This is a genomic window from Pseudomonas sp. W5-36, assembly GCF_046540455.1.
Taxonomy (GTDB): domain Bacteria; phylum Pseudomonadota; class Gammaproteobacteria; order Pseudomonadales; family Pseudomonadaceae; genus Aquipseudomonas; species Aquipseudomonas graminis_B.
In genome coordinates this window covers 21,945-38,020 of record NZ_JAXCIQ010000024.1, presented here as the reverse complement: position 1 = coordinate 38,020, position 16,076 = coordinate 21,945, and the positions used below count along the sequence as shown (strand labels likewise).

10 protein-coding genes are annotated in these 16,076 nt (G+C 55.1%); 3 read left to right on the top strand and 7 right to left on the bottom strand.

Annotated features, from left to right (window positions below):
- Nucleotides 1-3: 3 nt before the first annotated feature.
- The 7 genes from SLW74_RS25110 to SLW74_RS25080 form a co-directional block, all read right to left on the bottom strand.
- Nucleotides 4-630 (bottom strand): hypothetical protein, encoded by a 627-nt coding sequence (locus tag SLW74_RS25110; protein ID WP_410930450.1) that lies wholly within the window; start codon nucleotides 628-630, stop codon nucleotides 4-6.
- Nucleotides 617-1,891 (bottom strand): DUF2142 domain-containing protein, encoded by a 1,275-nt coding sequence (locus SLW74_RS25105; RefSeq protein WP_410930449.1) that lies wholly within the window; start codon nucleotides 1,889-1,891, stop codon nucleotides 617-619. Before SLW74_RS25105 ends, SLW74_RS25110 begins: the two co-directional genes overlap by 14 nt.
- A gap of 36 nt (nucleotides 1,892-1,927) precedes the next feature.
- Nucleotides 1,928-6,541 carry a glycosyltransferase gene (locus SLW74_RS25100; protein WP_410930448.1) on the bottom strand — a complete coding sequence of 1,538 codons (4,614 nt, stop codon included), beginning with the start codon at nucleotides 6,539-6,541 and terminating at the stop codon, nucleotides 1,928-1,930.
- Between the two features lie 7 nt (nucleotides 6,542-6,548).
- A complete protein-coding gene (locus SLW74_RS25095) occupies nucleotides 6,549-7,898 on the bottom strand; it encodes an ABC transporter ATP-binding protein (RefSeq protein WP_410930447.1) in 1,350 nt (449 codons plus the stop codon).
- On the bottom strand, nucleotides 7,888-8,715 hold the full coding sequence (locus tag SLW74_RS25090; protein WP_133751979.1) for an ABC transporter permease: 828 nt from the start codon (nucleotides 8,713-8,715) through the stop codon (nucleotides 7,888-7,890). Before SLW74_RS25090 ends, SLW74_RS25095 begins: the two co-directional genes overlap by 11 nt.
- On the bottom strand, nucleotides 8,715-9,260 hold the full coding sequence (rfbC, locus tag SLW74_RS25085) for a dTDP-4-dehydrorhamnose 3,5-epimerase (RefSeq protein WP_410930446.1): 546 nt from the start codon (nucleotides 9,258-9,260) through the stop codon (nucleotides 8,715-8,717). Before rfbC ends, SLW74_RS25090 begins: the two co-directional genes overlap by 1 nt.
- Nucleotides 9,261-9,845: 585 nt before the next feature.
- Nucleotides 9,846-10,874, bottom strand: coding sequence for a glycosyltransferase family 2 protein (locus SLW74_RS25080; RefSeq protein ID WP_410930445.1), 1,029 nt, complete (start codon nucleotides 10,872-10,874; stop codon nucleotides 9,846-9,848).
- A 671-nt stretch (nucleotides 10,875-11,545) separates the two neighbouring features.
- Between SLW74_RS25080 and SLW74_RS25075 the strand changes: the two genes are divergently transcribed.
- From SLW74_RS25075 to SLW74_RS25065, 3 genes are read left to right on the top strand one after another with little or no spacing between them, the layout of a single operon-like run.
- Nucleotides 11,546-13,321, top strand: coding sequence for a type I secretion system permease/ATPase (locus SLW74_RS25075; protein ID WP_410930444.1), 1,776 nt, complete (start codon nucleotides 11,546-11,548; stop codon nucleotides 13,319-13,321).
- Nucleotides 13,322-13,334: 13 nt separating this feature from the next.
- On the top strand, nucleotides 13,335-14,660 hold the full coding sequence (locus SLW74_RS25070) for an HlyD family type I secretion periplasmic adaptor subunit (protein ID WP_410930443.1): 1,326 nt from the start codon (nucleotides 13,335-13,337) through the stop codon (nucleotides 14,658-14,660).
- Nucleotides 14,657-16,069, top strand: a complete 1,413-nt coding sequence (locus SLW74_RS25065; RefSeq protein WP_410930442.1) for a TolC family outer membrane protein — start codon at nucleotides 14,657-14,659, stop codon at nucleotides 16,067-16,069. The genes SLW74_RS25070 and SLW74_RS25065 overlap by 4 nt, the downstream gene beginning before the upstream one ends.
- Nucleotides 16,070-16,076 lie beyond the last annotated feature (7 nt).

Below are 16,076 nucleotides of genomic sequence, written 5' to 3'. Positions count from 1 at the left end.
AAATCAGGGAATAGGGTGACCGGCTTTTTCACACGCGTCAGGCATTGGGTACAGCTTAAGAGAAGAGCTTAAAGTAAAAAGCGTGATACTACAGTCCGCTGGCTTGGTCGCGGTAGTGATCTGGCCCGAAAAGCCAGAGAGCAATGCGTCTTGTCGGCCCAGAGCCTTCACGACGTCGGGCCGCTTTTGATTGAACCTAAGCGCGCCGATGACTTTGCCGCTCTGGCTCGCGATCAAGAATTCCGGGCGCTCGCCGGTGTTGGTCGGAAAGCTCCATCCCCTTACCGCCCAGCCTTTATCAGTTTTTCTGATCTCATCAATGCTGCCGATTATTGCGGTGTTGCTCGCCGCGGGCAAAAGCAGAGTGGCGTGTTCAATCGCGGGAATCATCGTACGATCGACGAGGTCAGCCTCACTCAACGTCAGTCCCAGATCGGCCTTAGATTTGTCGCCTGCAGCCAGAGCCTCCTGAGCGAGGCGCCCCAAGACGGAGTTCTGAGCATTGGATGGTGAGGTTAAGTTTGCCTTCCACGTGGCGAAGTTAGCTGCGGCGAGAAAAAGAAAAATGAGCAGCAAAATCACCGCAACTCTCTTTTTTAACGCGTGTGACTGATAGCTACGCATGCTCATGGTCTTTCCTCTCCATTATGTGTTGGGTCGTTATGGATAACAGGAAGGCGAGGAAAGGAATGGTGACAAACAGGTATCTGCCTTGAGGCTGTGGAAGAGAGTTTTGCGACGCGATGAGGCTAAGCAGGATCATGGCTGGATACAGGCCCAAAATCATGACGACCGGGAGGATGAAGTTTACCACCATGCCTTTACTTGCCTCTGACTTGATCATCCGTCCGGTTTGGTACAGCGAGGCTGAAATCGTCAGTAAGAATATTGAGGCGGCCAGAGTGTAGTAAGCGCTGGGGATAAAAATATTCATCCACCCTGTAACAGAAAAATAGCTTTTGAGTGTCAAACCTAGCCAAGGCAGTAGGTTGCTGTAATTGAGCGTTTGACCTCCGCAAAAGATGTAGCAGGTGCCAAAGCCCGCTGCAGGATTGGTCTTATGCATGTTTACGAAGTCGATCTGCCCAGAGACCCCCGATATCTCGCCATAGCTTGAATAAACAAGCAGGAGCATCGGGGCTGCTACCACGCTGGCAGCAATAATCGATGTAGGTAAGTGCGCGAACAGGCGCTCATTTTTGAATGCTCTGTTAGTCAGGAGATTAACCACCACAAATACAAGTGCCGGTAAAAAATATAGTTTTGCCATCAGCATCATCCCGATGGCGAGGCCTAGGTAGAGCGCCCTTTTCCGCGTCGGTGAATTTATAAAACTAACCGATGTGCTCAATAAAAGAGCAATGCTGGCCAGCCCATAGCCGTCGCTGTTGAAGTACGAAAATACGAAGGTCACTTGTGGGATTAGTGAAATGCAGGTCGCGATTAACGCCGATATTAGAAGAGGAGAACCTAGGGAGCGCGCAGTGCGAAACAATGAACTAATAAAAACCGCACCCAAGATCCAGTTGAAACTCCTAGGCCCTATGTAGAGCACGTCGACAGGCAGAAACCACCCGCTGATTTTTGTCGTGATCCAGGCACCTAGCACGTGAGGGAAAGGAAGTCCGTGATACCAGAATTCGCCGGGTTGCCAGGTGCGCCCTGAAATCAAACCAAGCAACGGCTCTCGAGGCTCCACGGCTGAAGGTAGAGTGTGGAACTTATTCAAAAATTCCAACAGGAAAAAATGAGTCGACTCATCAGGTGCGCCGTTGAATGCGATCCCTATCGACCAAGCACAAACCAAGATTAAATAAAATGCTGCCAGCAAAAGCTGGCAGCGGAAGTCATTTAGTCCAGGGGAACTGTTGGTCATCTGTGGCTGAAGCACTATAGAATCCCTGTAAAGTTTGAAAATTTTATTTACTTATATCTTGACTCTCGGAGGCCACGCCAAGCCGAAGTCCTCGTGATCAAGTGTAAGATTTGGATTGTATGTGTAATCTTCCTGAATTTTGGGCCAGCGCGCCTGAATGTGCAGAACCTCTTTTGAAAACCGCTCTTTCTTCTCGGGCGTATCTTCCAGGCCTCGGGTTGCCGACTCGTGATGGTACAACTCAGCGAAAGGGGTCCAGACGTTGATGTATCCCGCCTCCTGCACCCGTAGGCAAAAATCAACGTCATTGAAGGCTATCTTCAGGTTTTCCTCATCCAGACCGTCGACCTGCTCGAAGATCGATTTTTTGATGATCAGGCAGGCTGCAGTGACGGCGGAAAATTCCTGAATGAGCGAGGCTCGGCAGAAGTACCCATAATCACCCTTTGGCAGATATTTATGAGAGTGGCCAGCCACTCCGCCAACGCCGACGACCACACCACCGTGTTGCAAGCGGTTGTCCGGATACCATAGACGTGCGCCCACCGCGCCCACATTGGGTTGAAGAGCGATCGACACCATCTCATCAAGCCACTCAGGGGTGATGACTTCAATGTCATTATTCACAAGCCCGACCAGATCACCGCGTGCCAGCTGTACAGCCTTATTGTTGAGCGCTGAGTAATTGAAAGGGCCGTCATCACGCATTACGCGGATGTTTTCCTGCTGGTCAAGCTTCGCGAAATACTCCAGCGACACCGGATCGTCGGATCCGTTATCGATAAGAATGATCTCGTAATTAGGATATGTCGTCAGTTGTTCGATGCTGTCGATGCACTGCTTGACGAGCCCATATGCGTTGCGGGTAGGGATGATCAATGAGACCAGCGGGGCTACGGTAGGCTGCGTGTAGCGCACGCGATACATACCCATCGGAAGGAGTTCGGTTTTGCCGATGTTGCCTTTGCGCTGCAGATGCTCGTCCAGTGCCTTAACGCCGGCCAATGCGGCATATGGTTTTTCACCGCCTCCGAGGGCTGTGCTGCCGGAGTGAATCCGCCAGTGGTAAAGAACTCGAGGTATGTGAACGATCTGGTCACGTTGCAAATGCTCTGCGCAACGCAAAGCAAGATCGTAATCCTGTGCGCCTTCGAAACCCGGGCGGAATCCGCCTACGTGCTTGACCAAATCGAGCTTATAAACGCCCAAGTGGCAAACCATATTTTGCGAGCGGAACAGGAACTCATTCCAGTCAGATTTGAAGTAAGGCGAACTACGCTGGCCCGAATTGTCGATCTTGTCTTCATCGGAGTAGATGAGCCCGACTTCAGGATTGTCGTGAATGGCTCGCGCTACCCAGTAGAGCGCGTTTTCCGGAAGCAGGTCGTCATTGTCCATCAGAGCGATGAAGCTGCCCGTTGCCATTTCCAGTGCGGAATTGCTGGCGTGAGAGATGTGACCATTTTCTTTGCGAAATACCACTTTGAAGCGGCGATCCTGCTTTTGCAAAGACTTGAGATACGCAGTGACCTCAGGGTCAGAGGATGCGTCGTCAGCGATACACAATTCCCAGTCTTTGTAGAGCTGCGAGGTGATGCTGTCGACTGCCTCACGCAGCATGGCGAGAGGAGGGTTATACACCGGCATGATGATCGAGATCAGTGGTTTGGACTTCCACTTCCGGATCTCCTCACTGATCCTCCAGCGGGTGTTGGCATCGATGGTGTCGTAATACTTAACCCAAGTCGAATAGTCGTGACGGTTGAGGACCTCGCGTGTTTCCTCACCCACAAATTCGAAATTGCTCGCACCCGCAACCCAACGGACTCGTGCGATAAGCCCTGTTGTGCCCTGCTGGCGCCATACCGCAATGGCCTTCCGCACAGTGTTTTTTAATCCGCCACCCCGGCGTATCACTGATGGCAGCAGAGACGTTGCTTTCTTCAGGCGACGAGCGATTCTCTTTGCTTTCCGGGCAGGACCCATTACTTTCCAGCTTGCGGATGACTGGATGGCGATGAGGTGCAGGTTGAGATTATGGATGTGAGTGTCTTTCTCAACCTGTTGTGTGCGCAGTTGCTCTTCCAGATTTCGGATGTGCACATCTTTTTCGGAAAGTGACTCTTGCCATTTGTCCAGCGTGGCCTGAAGTGCTTCGTCTTTCAGAGTGATTTGTTCGCTGAGGGTCTCGATTATTTGAAGCCGCTCCTCTTCCGAGTTAGCGTCGTCCAATGCCTTCGAACCGATAAGCTCTTGCACTTGCAGGTCTTTGGCCTGTAGCTCCAATTGCTTTTGATCGGTCAGAACCTGAATCTGCGATTCGTGCTCCTGAACCATCCGCTGACGCTCATCATGCAGCTCGCGGAGCATTCTTTCCTTCTCAAGCAGCGATTGGTTCAGCTCGCTTATGGTGCCAGTGCTACTTACTGAGGCTTTTACAAACTCCAGGGCATCTGCGATCTCTTTGTTCGAGCCGACGATGAGGTCGAGTTTGCTTTGCAAGTCTGCGTGTGGGCTAAGGCGCCCAGATTCATTTAGCACGTTGATCTCGTGAGCCAATTGCTCTTCCGTGAATATAGTGAGGCTTACTTCCAGCTCAAGCGAGTCTGTTCCCTGGAGCGATTCACCAGTAAGGGGAAGCGTCACACTAGGGTCATCACTCAGCGCCAGATAAAGCGGGTCATTTCCGAGCTGGGCGATCTTCACTGCGAATGCTGCTACAAGGGGGTCATTGACATCACCTTGCCATTCCCAGACCGGTTCTGAGCGAGAGTATACCGTGATGGCACCAATGGAAAACCCTTGCCGCTGATTCACCGGGTCGAAACGTAGGTGCCTGGATGCTGGAAGCTGGTCCGGAAGGGAGAACCTAACGCGCTGCTGACCGTTCTCTACTTTCTGGTGCAGCGCCGATTGCTCTGAGAAATCACCGTTATCATCGCTGATGTACAAGCTGGAATATTTAGGGGGAGCCGCTTTCGCTGCACCCACCTTGTGAATCTGGGCTTCGGGTGCCCAGTTTAGAAACTGGTCGGCCTTGGCTCCCGTGACCTTCTCCTGAAACACAGCCTCCATGGCGATGTATCGATCACAATCTTCTGAATTGATGTTCAGTCCGGCACTGGCTAATAGCTTGGTGACAAATTCTTGCCTGCTGAATGATGCTGCGCTTGGGTAGAAAGGATTAGCGGCAGCCATAAGCAACAAAAGCGCACGCATCAACAGATGGCCAAGTTCAACGCCGTCCGTCATTTCCCATTCGACGTCGATCAGCTGCGGGGTGCCGTCCGCGGTGATGACAATGTTTTGCGGGACCGCATCAATATATTTCCCAGGAAGCACGGAATGTACAGTGCGTAGGTCCTGACCGGCTCCATCATCTGCGAGCAGGCTTTTGAGCGCGAGGATATATTCATTCAAAAAGGGCACGAAACTCTCGATGTTCCAGTCTCGCCGTGCGGCGATATCTAGAAACTCAAGGCTCAGAACCTTGCCACTTACATAAGTATCGATCCTGGGCAGTACGTACCTGAAGGAATTCGCCGGCTCGTCATCAACTGCATGGCTTTCAGGATTGCCCAGTTTTCTGTATTCGACCTGGATGCCCTGCGGTGTATTGACGAACAGAGACTCCTTGCAATAACGGGTCCTCCTGCCAGTGCTGTAGTGATAGGCGAGAATGTTCTTCGCTAATGGCTCGCTCATTTGGCAGGCAGCAACTACGAGGAACGAGTTCGCAAGATCCATACCTAGTCGGTTGTTAACGACTACAGGCCAGGCTTTTTCAAGATTGAATGTGGTGGACTCTGGCAGTTGGGGGTCTTTTTTTACGTTCTGCCAAGCTAATGCGGCTGCGTCAAAGTCAGCGCACTCGAATCCGGACTCGGTGATGATCGAGTTAGGCAGCTTATAGTCAGGGCTGGGAGCCAGAAACTCTGAAGTTGCGAAGCCGGCCGAAGCTATAAGCCTCTCGAGCTCATTTTTGCCGAATGTCTTAGGTTGACCATGTTCATAACGGCCTTCGATACCGTACATGGTTACGCCAACATGGTCTTCTGGAGCACCTGCGAAATATTTCAGACCCAGCTGATTTTCGATGGCGATGAAAAGATGACCGTCAGGCTTCAATAGTTCCTTAATCCGAATCAACATAGCGAGCGCCGGATCTGGCGCGCTGCTGAACATGCTCGCGTATTCAAGGACACCGATCAGGGTCACTACGTCGAATTTTTCCTCTAACTTGAAGTCGTCAAAGCGTTCGGCGAGTACGGTTACATTGGGTAAGTCACGTGTCCGACTTGCCGCAATGGCGGCTCTGCGCGGGCTCCCTTCCAGGCAAAGCAAATCGGCTCCACATTCCCCCAAATACCGGCTGATGGCTCCGCAGCCTGCCCCGATTTCTAGAACTCGACCTTGGAGCACGCGCTCGAATGGCCGGAGGATGTTTCCCCGCGTGGCGCTTAGGTGGTAGAGCTTCGCCCAATCAGTGCAGTACTGAGGCAACTCATCGGATAAGACCGAAACGTCATCAGCTTCGCTAATGATCTTCGCCAACTCTGTTTCAGCATCATCGCCGTCACTGTAGGCAATCCCTTGGAAATCAGAGCGCACCCACACGCCAGTAGCGCTGTCTTTGGTATAACCATATTGTTCTAGTGTATGCATCGTGGGCTTACCGGGTGATTTCCATGGTGAGAGCTAAATCGATCAGGCCCAAGAGTCTGGGCGTTGGCTCAACGACAAAGTGAATGGAGTCGTATCGACGGTCGTGAGGAATTACTTCTTCGCCCTTTCTGGAGGCAAGACCGATAGAGATAAAATAGTCGCCGGTAGCGAGCCTGTTCTTGAACCGCAACCGTGCTCGGACGCGAGCGCCGGGTTCAGCCATCTCCCGGGCTTCCTGGCAATCAAGGAGATAGGAGTTAGTGCCGTAGACAGTGACGCCTTCCTTTGTTTTGATCGTGAAACCCAATATGGGATTAATGATCTGCTGACTAAAGCTGAATGCCAGCGTTAGCGTGATGTCATCGCCTGGCTCGACGCTGGCGGGGTAGGCTTTGCCGGCGGCGCTAAGGTGGAAATCCGTCAGAGTCGCAGCACCGTCGCCCCAGCGATACTCATGTTGGTTATAGCCAGGTCGAGTGCTATATACGTCCATGCCGTGAGACAGCGAGAGCTCATCCGTCAGAATTTCGGCGGCGTTCACTGGCACTGGTTCAACTTCCGAGCCTGCGGCTGGCGTGTCGCCCTGTTTTTCTCGACCGAACAGAATATCTGTGTATCGGTTAACAACCGGGCGTGATTCACCGATCATTTCAACACGGCTTTTTTCCAGCAGAATGGCGCGGTTGCAGTGCGTCACAACCTGCTCGCTGGAGTGGGTAACGAGCAGAATGCTGGTGCCGTTTTCTTTCAGCTGTCTGAGGCGTTCGAAGCATTTAGCCTGAAACCGTGCGTCGCCTACGGATAGCGCCTCGTCCACCACCAGGATTTCAGGGTCAACCTGTGCCTGAACAGCGAATGCCAGCCGAACCGCCATACCGCTTGAGTAGGTTTTCACAGGGTGGTCGAGGAATTCCCCGATATCTGCAAAACCAGCGATGGCATCAAAGCGCTCATTCACTTCATCACGCGTCAATCCGAGCACGGCCGCGTTCAGATACACATTTTCGCGGCCTGTAAATTCGGGGTTAAAGCCTGAACCCAGCTCCAAAAGTGCAGCGATGCGGCCCCGGGTTTCGATTTCGCCCAAGGTAGGCGTCAGAGTCCCGCAGATGATTTGCAGCAGCGTGGATTTCCCCGAGCCATTGCGGCCAACGATACCTACGGTTTCGCCTTTTCTAACGTCAAAACTAACGTCTCGCAGCGCCCAGAACTCTTTGCCATAAGTAGTGATCTGGTCGCCAGCCCAGCGTTGGAATCTAGGGACGATAGCCTGCTTCAAGCGATCGTGAGGTTTGTCATAGCTGTAAAAGCATTTGGAAACGTTCCGAACGCTGATAACCGATTCATCAGATGACATCAGCGAATCCTTTGCGTGTTTTTTGGAAAAACCAAAAACCGACAGTTGCGATCAGCGCACCGACAGCAATTGCGATGGCTAGGCTGCCCCAGTCTGGCAAGTTACCAAAGAGCAGCACGCTCCGGCTTTCCTCAATGATGTACGTCAGAGGATTGAGCTTTAGCCATGGCTGGTACGCGGCAGGGAGTGCGGCCACTGGATAAAGCACAGGCGAAAGAAACAGCAGGACGGTTGTCAGGACCGTAATCACATGGCCCACGTCTCTCAAGTAAACGCCTAAGGATGCCAGTAGCCAACTGATTCCCAGCGTCGCAAGGATCAGAGGTACTAGTATCAGAGGGAACAGTAAGGCGGTCCAAGACAGGGTGCCTACGATCAGGAGTTGAGCGATCAGCAAAACCAACAGGCTAATGCAGCTATGGAACAGCGCGGAGCCGAGAGTGATAACTGGCAGGATCTCCAGCGGAAATACAACCTTCTTGACGTAGTTGCTGTTGCTCATAACGAGAGAAGGCGCGCGATTGGCGCATTCGGCAAAAAGACCGTGAACGATCATCCCCACAAAAAGCAGAATCGCGAAGCCACCCTTACCGGTATCAACCCCTACCCATCGCGATTTGAAAATCTCCGAGAACACGAACGTGTAGACGGCCAGCATCAGGATTGGGTTAAAAAACGACCACGTCAGTCCCATGACGGAACCACGGTAACGCCCGATAACCTCTCGCTTTGTCATCTGCGAGATCAACGATCTGTTTTTCCAAAGGCTGATCGCGAGGCTGACAGGCCCCGCTGAAGGACTGAGATGAGGGTTCACTATGGAAACACCTCAGCTTCAGGCAAATTCACGGCGACGGCGTCTTTTGCCGATAAAGTTGGTTGACCGAGGTACGGCCATTGAATAGCCACGGTAGGGTCATCCCACGCAAGGCTGCGTTCGTACTCGGGCGCCCAATAGTCAGTGGTTTTGTAAAGGAACTCTGCGCTTTCCGAAAGCACAACGAAACCGTGGGCGAAGCCCTCAGGTATCCAGAGTTGAGAACGGTTGGCCGCACTCAAATGCACGCCTACCCATTTACCGAATGTGGGGGAGCTGCGGCGTAGGTCCACAGCGACATCAAACACCTCCCCCTGAGTGACTCGAACGAGCTTGCCCTGAGCTTGCTGAATTTGATAATGCAGGCCACGCAGCACCCCCTTGACCGATCTGGAATGGTTGTCCTGTACGAAATTTACCGGACGGCGGACCGCCTCCTCGAAAACCCTCTGGTTGAAGCTTTCGTAAAAGAAGCCGCGCTCATCACCGAAGACGTTGGGTTCGAAAAGGACAACGTCCGGGATGGCGAGGGGGGTGGCTCTCATTGCTTTTGTATCTCCAATGTACGACCAGGGCCGGGGTTATCGGCTCCGCTGGTGAAAATAAAAAACTGCCTTGAAATGCGGCCCGCGCGCCAGGCAGCACGGGCCGTTGAAGATCCCTGTTCGATACGCCGTCGGGCAATGAGGGAGGAGCTGTTTGGCACACGCGGTGAGTAGGCATCAGAAGTCGCGGCCGTGCCGGACCGCGTCTACTCCTAGAGCCTGCGATGCAATCCGACAAAGCGGCCATTGCAGGTGTTCTGCAGGACGGGCTTCGGAGTGCGCTGGCCAAGTGATCACGTTTTGCCAAATGACTTCTTTCTATCCTGTGCTGGTTTTGTGCATGGCCGTCAGACCGCGAAGCGCATCACTTGTTCTGTACATCGGCTGTTTGGGTAAGTCGCAGCGTTTGATGGTGCGGCTTGCAGGCGGCAGATTATCACACCACGACTCTGGTCCGACCGCTGCCCGCCCGGGCGATTCTCGGCCTATTGGTGCCGGCAAAACGCTGGCGAAGGTAAGGTTTTAACGTTCCGCCTGCAAGAGTATTTCAGCTGCCAGTAGCAATTCGGAAATTTCCGACACTTGTCACACCTTTCCCATGCATGCAGCAAGGTACAAGCTCAAGCTGCCTGCAAGGGTTTGCCGGTAGACCCCTGATTTCCTTATCTCGTATAGCCGGGTCGGCAGGCGCAGGCTGCGTCCTCGCTCGAAGTGCATCAAAGTCGCCCGCGATTCAAGCGTCAGCGGCGCATTGATGGTCTCCAGGACATAGAGGTTAGCGTCAGTCCAGGCCTGTCGTTGTCCGGACAATAAACCGCCCAGCCGTCGAACCCGGTCCCTCCACGTCGTTTGAGAGCCGATCAGGTTATTCCCGTGCTGGCGGTAGTCCAGACTTGGCTGGGGATCGTAAATAACTTGTCCGCCACACCCGCTTACCAAGAGGTAGGTGAGCCAATCGTGCGCGACCACCCCCATGCTCGGCGGCACTTGCTCCAAGATACGGCGAGCAGAGTCATTGATAAGCATCGTGTTGGCCCCGGCTATACTCTGAACCAACGCGTTACAAAAAGAGGGAGGCTTGTGGAACACAGGTGAATGTCCAATGACGCTGCCAGTCTCATTGACCAACCGGGTTCTGGAACAGTAAAGGTTTGGCCGCTCCGGAGGCAGATGTTGAAGGGCGCAGAGGGCCCTGCTGAGCTTGTCGTCGAGCCAGACGTCGTCTTGATCACTGAAGGCAAAGAAATCCGCATTTACCTCGCTCCGACGGATCAGAGAGAGAAAATTCTGAGCGAAGCCGGCTCTAGGGCCTTCGAAACAGATGAGGCGCCGGGCACCCCAACGGCTTTGATATTCGTCGATGATCTGCAAGGTCGTGTCTGTCGAGCCATCATCGGAGATGTATAAAACCCAGTCGCTGAGGCTCTGTGTTTCGAAGGAGTCGAGTTGCTCCCTCAAAAACCGGCCGCCATTGAATGTGCACATAAGGATGGCAATGGTCGGTAGAGCCGTTGCGCCAGAAGTGGTAGAGGCGTCCGAACCTTGTTCTTCAATCTGATCCAACACCACTGACTGGGCCTCGTCCGTTAAGAATGTTGATGAGGCATTTGCCAAGACAGGTCGGTATCTTACCTGCAGCTCGGATTATCGTCAGCACAGACTTGACGTCCGCTACCGCTACCGATGTTGAGTTATCTCGCAGTGAGCCAATCTGAGCCTCTATAACCGGGAATTTTGTTGTGAAGCATCTAAATCACCTTCGTAGCCCAATCGTCTTAGTGGGCATTCCAGTGCTGATCCTTGGCTCGATTTTCGATCAGCCAGTACTCATCGGACTTGCGATGTCATTGATTGCTTGCCTGCTCATCAGAACCTGATGTTAAAAGGATCGTGATGGCGCTGATGATTGATTATCTTGCCGAGACATTGCTGTCCCCAACCTCGTCATCGCGCTTTGGGTCTGTATTTTAGGTAGCGATGCTGTGGGGCGCTTATTGAGCCAATGGCCTGGCTCAATGTAGGCGAGCAACGGTAGTGGCACGCCATCACCAATCGCTGCAATATCGAGCAGGCATCAGCACTACTTGATAAGGTCAGATCGTGGGGTCAGCAGCTCGTCGGATTGAGCGCCGGGCAACGAATAACACCGGTAGCCCAATGTCGGGATAGCAGGAAATGAATCTGAACGCGGAACGCAACGTCGGTTGACGGCTCTTATGCTGCCGGCCTTCGCCGTTGCCGCACTTCCTCGGCTTCGCAGCCCCCTATCTTCAGCCATGGATTCTATGAATCGCTCACACGAAAACAACCTGCAAGCGGCACTCAAGGCTTGTCGCGGGAGTTTCCTCTCGGTCGGGTTCTTCAGTCTTTTCGTCAATACGTTGATGCTGGTTCCGACCTTTTACATGATTCAGGTCTCGGGACGGGTGGTGCCCAGCAGCAGCACCTCCACGCTGATCATGCTCACCCTTATTCTCACGATCCTGATGCTGACGCTCGGGTCGCTGGAGTGGGTGCGCTCGCGCATCATGGTGCGCATCAGCAACCGGCTGGATGTGCTGCTCAGTCGTGACGTCTACCGCGCCAGCTTTCGGAAAGCGCTGAACAGCGGCGGTATGGATGCGTCGGCGCAGTCCCTCAATGACCTGACCTCGCTGCGGCAATTTCTCACCGGTAACGGGCTGTTTGCGTTCTTCGATGCGCCGTGGCTTCCGGTGTACACCGCCGTGATGTTTCTGTTTCACCCCTGGTTTGGCTGGATGACGGTTGTCTCGGCGGTGGTGCTGGTGGCGCTGGCGTACGTCAATCATCGCTACACCGGCGGCGCCCTGGCCGAGGCCAACAAGCAAAGCCTTACCGCCAATCTGCACACCACCAAAAGCCTGCGCAATGCTGAAGTCATCGAGTCGATGGGCATGCTCGACACGCTGATGGGCCGCTGGGCGGTTCGGCAGCGGCGGGTGCTGGTGTTGCAGTCCGGTGCCAGTGACAAGAGCGGCGTGATCACTTCCATCTCGAAGACATTCCGGGCCTGGGCGCAGTCGATGATGCTGGCGGCAGGCGCTTACCTGGTGATTACCCATGAGATCAATCCTGGCTTGATGATGGCCGGCTCTATCCTGCTGGGCCGTGCACTCGCGCCGATCGATCAGATGATTGGCAGCTGGAAAGGCTTCGTCTCTGCGCGCGTGCAGTACCAGCGCTTGAATGAAACCCTGGACAAGCTCAACGCCGAACCCGAGCGCATGTCATTGCCAGACCCGGAAGGGCACCTGCAGGTCGAAAGCCTGTTTGTGGCGCCACCGGGTGCGAAAGCGGCGGTGATCAAAAACATCAGCTTCGTGACGCCGGCCGGCAGCATCGTCGGTATCGTCGGGCCAAGCGCGGCAGGCAAGTCGACGCTGGCGCGCGCGTTGCTCGGCATCTGGCCGCCGCAGCATGGCGTTGTCAGGCTCGATGGCGCCGACATCAGCGCGTGGGACAAACAAAAGCTTGGTCCGCACTTGGGTTACCTCCCTCAGGACATCGAGCTGTTCGAAGGCAGCATCAGCGACAACATCGCCCGCTTCGGCAAAATCGAGCCCGAGAAAGTCGTGCTGGCGGCACGCACGGCTGGCGTTCACGAAATGATCCTGCAACTGCCCGACGGCTACGACACGGTGATCGGCAGCGAGGGCGTCAACTTGTCCGGTGGCCAGCGTCAGCGCATTGGTCTGGCGCGTGCGGTGTATGGCAGCCCGCGACTGATCGTGCTGGATGAGCCCAACTCCAACCTCGATGAAGTTGGCGAGCGTGCGCTGGGTGTGGCGCTGCAGAAGATGAAAGAGACCGGCGCGACGGTGTTCATCATTTCCCACCGCCCAAACGTTTTGTCACGCCTTGACCGGATCATGGTGTTGAGCAGCGGCACCCTGACGATGTACGGCCCCCGTGACCAAGTGATCGCCGAACTCGCTCAGCAACAGGCCAAAGCTCAAGCCCACGCGCAGGCCCAGGCACAGGGTCAGAACCCGCCTCGGGTTGCTCCGGCATCGACCGGCGCCATTCAGCCCAGCGCCTGACAGGAATTCTTGAATGACCAGTAACGCGATAACCGTGCTCGACGAGCATTCTGAAGACATGCCGACGTCCGACCGCGGCATCCGCCGGGTCGGGATGACCATTGTCCTGGTGACCTTTGGCTTGTTCGGCACCTGGGCCGCTTTTGCCCCGCTGGGCAACGCAGTTTACGGTTCCGGCGTCGTCACCGTGCAGAGCTACCGCAAAACCGTCCAGCACCTTGAGGGCGGCATCGTAAAAGAGTTGCTCGCACGTGACGGTGACACGGTGCACAAGGGCGATCCGTTGATCATTCTTGACGATGGCCAGCTCAGCTCCGAGTACGAATCCACCCGCAACCAGCTCATCACCGCGCGCGCCAAAGAAGCGCGTCTACGCGCCGAACGTGACGATCAGCCGGCCATTCCGGCGCTGAAGATCGACGGTGTCGAAAGTGATCGTGCCCGCGAAGCCATCGACGGTGAGGCCCAGGTGTTCCGGTCGCGGCACGACGCTCGCCTTGGCGAAATCTCCGTGCAAAAAGAGCGTATTGGCCAGTTGAAGCAGCAAATTATTGGCCTCAACGACATGATCGCGACCAAGGTCAGTCTCGAAAAATCCTACACCGGTGAAATCACCGAGCTGAAGGACCTGCTGCGGCAGGGCTTCGTTGACAAGCAGCGCCTGCTCGAACAGGAACGCAAGCTGGACATGCTCAAGTCCGAGGTCGCCGACCATCAGTCGACGATCACCAAGACGCGTCTTCAAATCAACGAAACCGAGATGCAGATCGTCCAGACCAATCAGAAATTCAGCTCCGACGTGGCCAAGGACCTGAGTGACGTGCAGGCGCAGGCCTTCGATTTGCAAGAGAAAGCCAGCGCGCTCAAGGACAGGCTGTCGCGCATCGTCATCCGGGCCCCGGAAGACGGCATGGTGCTGGACATGAAAGTGCACACCGTCGGCGGGGTAGTCAGCGCGGGGACGCCGCTGCTGGACCTCGTGCCGGAGTCTTCCGAACTGGTGGTCGAGGCCCATGTGTCGACCAACGACATCGACCGCATCACCCTCGGCAAGCTCACCGATATACGCTTCAGCGCGTTCAACGCTGCGACCACGCCGGTTATTCAGGGGCAGGTCACGCGAATCTCGGCGGACCGTCTTACCGACGAGAAAACCGGCGAGGGCTATTACCTGGTGCGCGTGAAAGTCACCGACGAAGGCATGCAGCGATTGGGCAACCGCAAACTGCAACCGGGTATGCCGGCGGAAGTGCTTATCAACGCGGGCGAACGCACGATGCTGCAGTACCTGCTCAAGCCTGCGCGCAACATGTTCGCCAAATCGATGATCGAGGAATGACCGTGGTCCGTATGCTTCCCGGTCTGCTTCTTGGTTTGTTTGCGCTGAGCGCCAATGCGGCCCAGCCCGCCGTCCCGCAACAGGTCAGCGCTTCGACCTATTCGCTGGACCTGATGACGCTGTACAAAGAGTCGCGGCTTGAAGATCCGCGCATTTTGTCGGCCTATGCCCATGCACGCTCTGCCAAGCAGCAGGAGCGTGAGGCGTTTGGTGGGTTGCTTCCCCAGGTTTCGGCCAGCAGCAATATCAACCGGATTCTGCGCAAGGACGATCAATCCCGGGACATCTATGACAATAAAAGCTATTCGCTGAACCTGAGTCAGTTCATCTACAACAAGGAGGCGTGGGAGCGGTATCAGAAGGCCAAGAGCGTCACGCTGCAGAAGAGCTCGCAGTCCGAGGACTCTCAGGCGGAAGCGACGGTTGATCTGGCCAAGCGTTATTTTGCTGCGCTGGCCGCCGACGATGCGCTGGAACTGGTCTCGGCCGAGCGTCGCGCGACTCAGGGCAGTCTCGATCGCGTCAACGCTCTCTACGCCAGGCAGATGGCCAAGGTCACCGACATGCTGGACCTCAAAGCCCGGGTCGACTTGCTGATTGCCCAGGAAATTGAGGCCCGCAATCAGGTGCGCCTGTCACGGGAAGGGTTGTCGGAGATCGTCGGCCGGTCGATCAATGATCGTCTGAGTCGGATCCGTAACGACATCGCGCTTGAAGCCCCGACGCTGCCGCTGGACGCCTGGATTGCCCAAGCGCTCGACAGCAACCCGCGACTCAAAGCGTATGAAAGCAATCTGGCGGCGGCCGATGCAGCGGTGCGTGAAGGGAAGGGCGGGCATTACCCGTCACTCAGTTTTAATCTGGGCGCGCAGCAAAGTGACGTCGGTTACGACAACACGCTGACACCGCGCAGTGACAGCTACGTCGCAACCATCGGCCTGAAAGTGCCGATCTACAGCGGTGGTTCGACTTCCGCGCGGGTAAGCGGGCTGTATGACGAGCAATATGCGGCAGAGCAGGATCTGGAGGGCGTTCGCCGGCAAGTGGTGAAGGAAACAACCAACGCGTATCTGACGGCTCAATCCGCTGTGGACAAGATTCGCGCCGGGCAGAATGCATTGTCATCGGCCAAGCAGTCGAGCATCGCGGCGCAGAAGGCGTTCACCTATGGGGTGGTTAATGCCGTCGATGTGCTGACCGCCGTGCAGAACGAATTCAAAGCCCGCGGCGACCTGCTGAAATCGCAGTACGACTTCATCACTAACCTGTTCATTCTCAATCGCTGGGCCGGCAAGCTGTCGCAAGAGAGCGTTGCCAGTGTGAACGTCTGGCTCGGTGGGGATGATTCGGAAGCGCTGAAGGACTTGGGTAATTCAGCCCCCAGTAACACCAAAGTCACCCCTAAGTAGCCTGCAG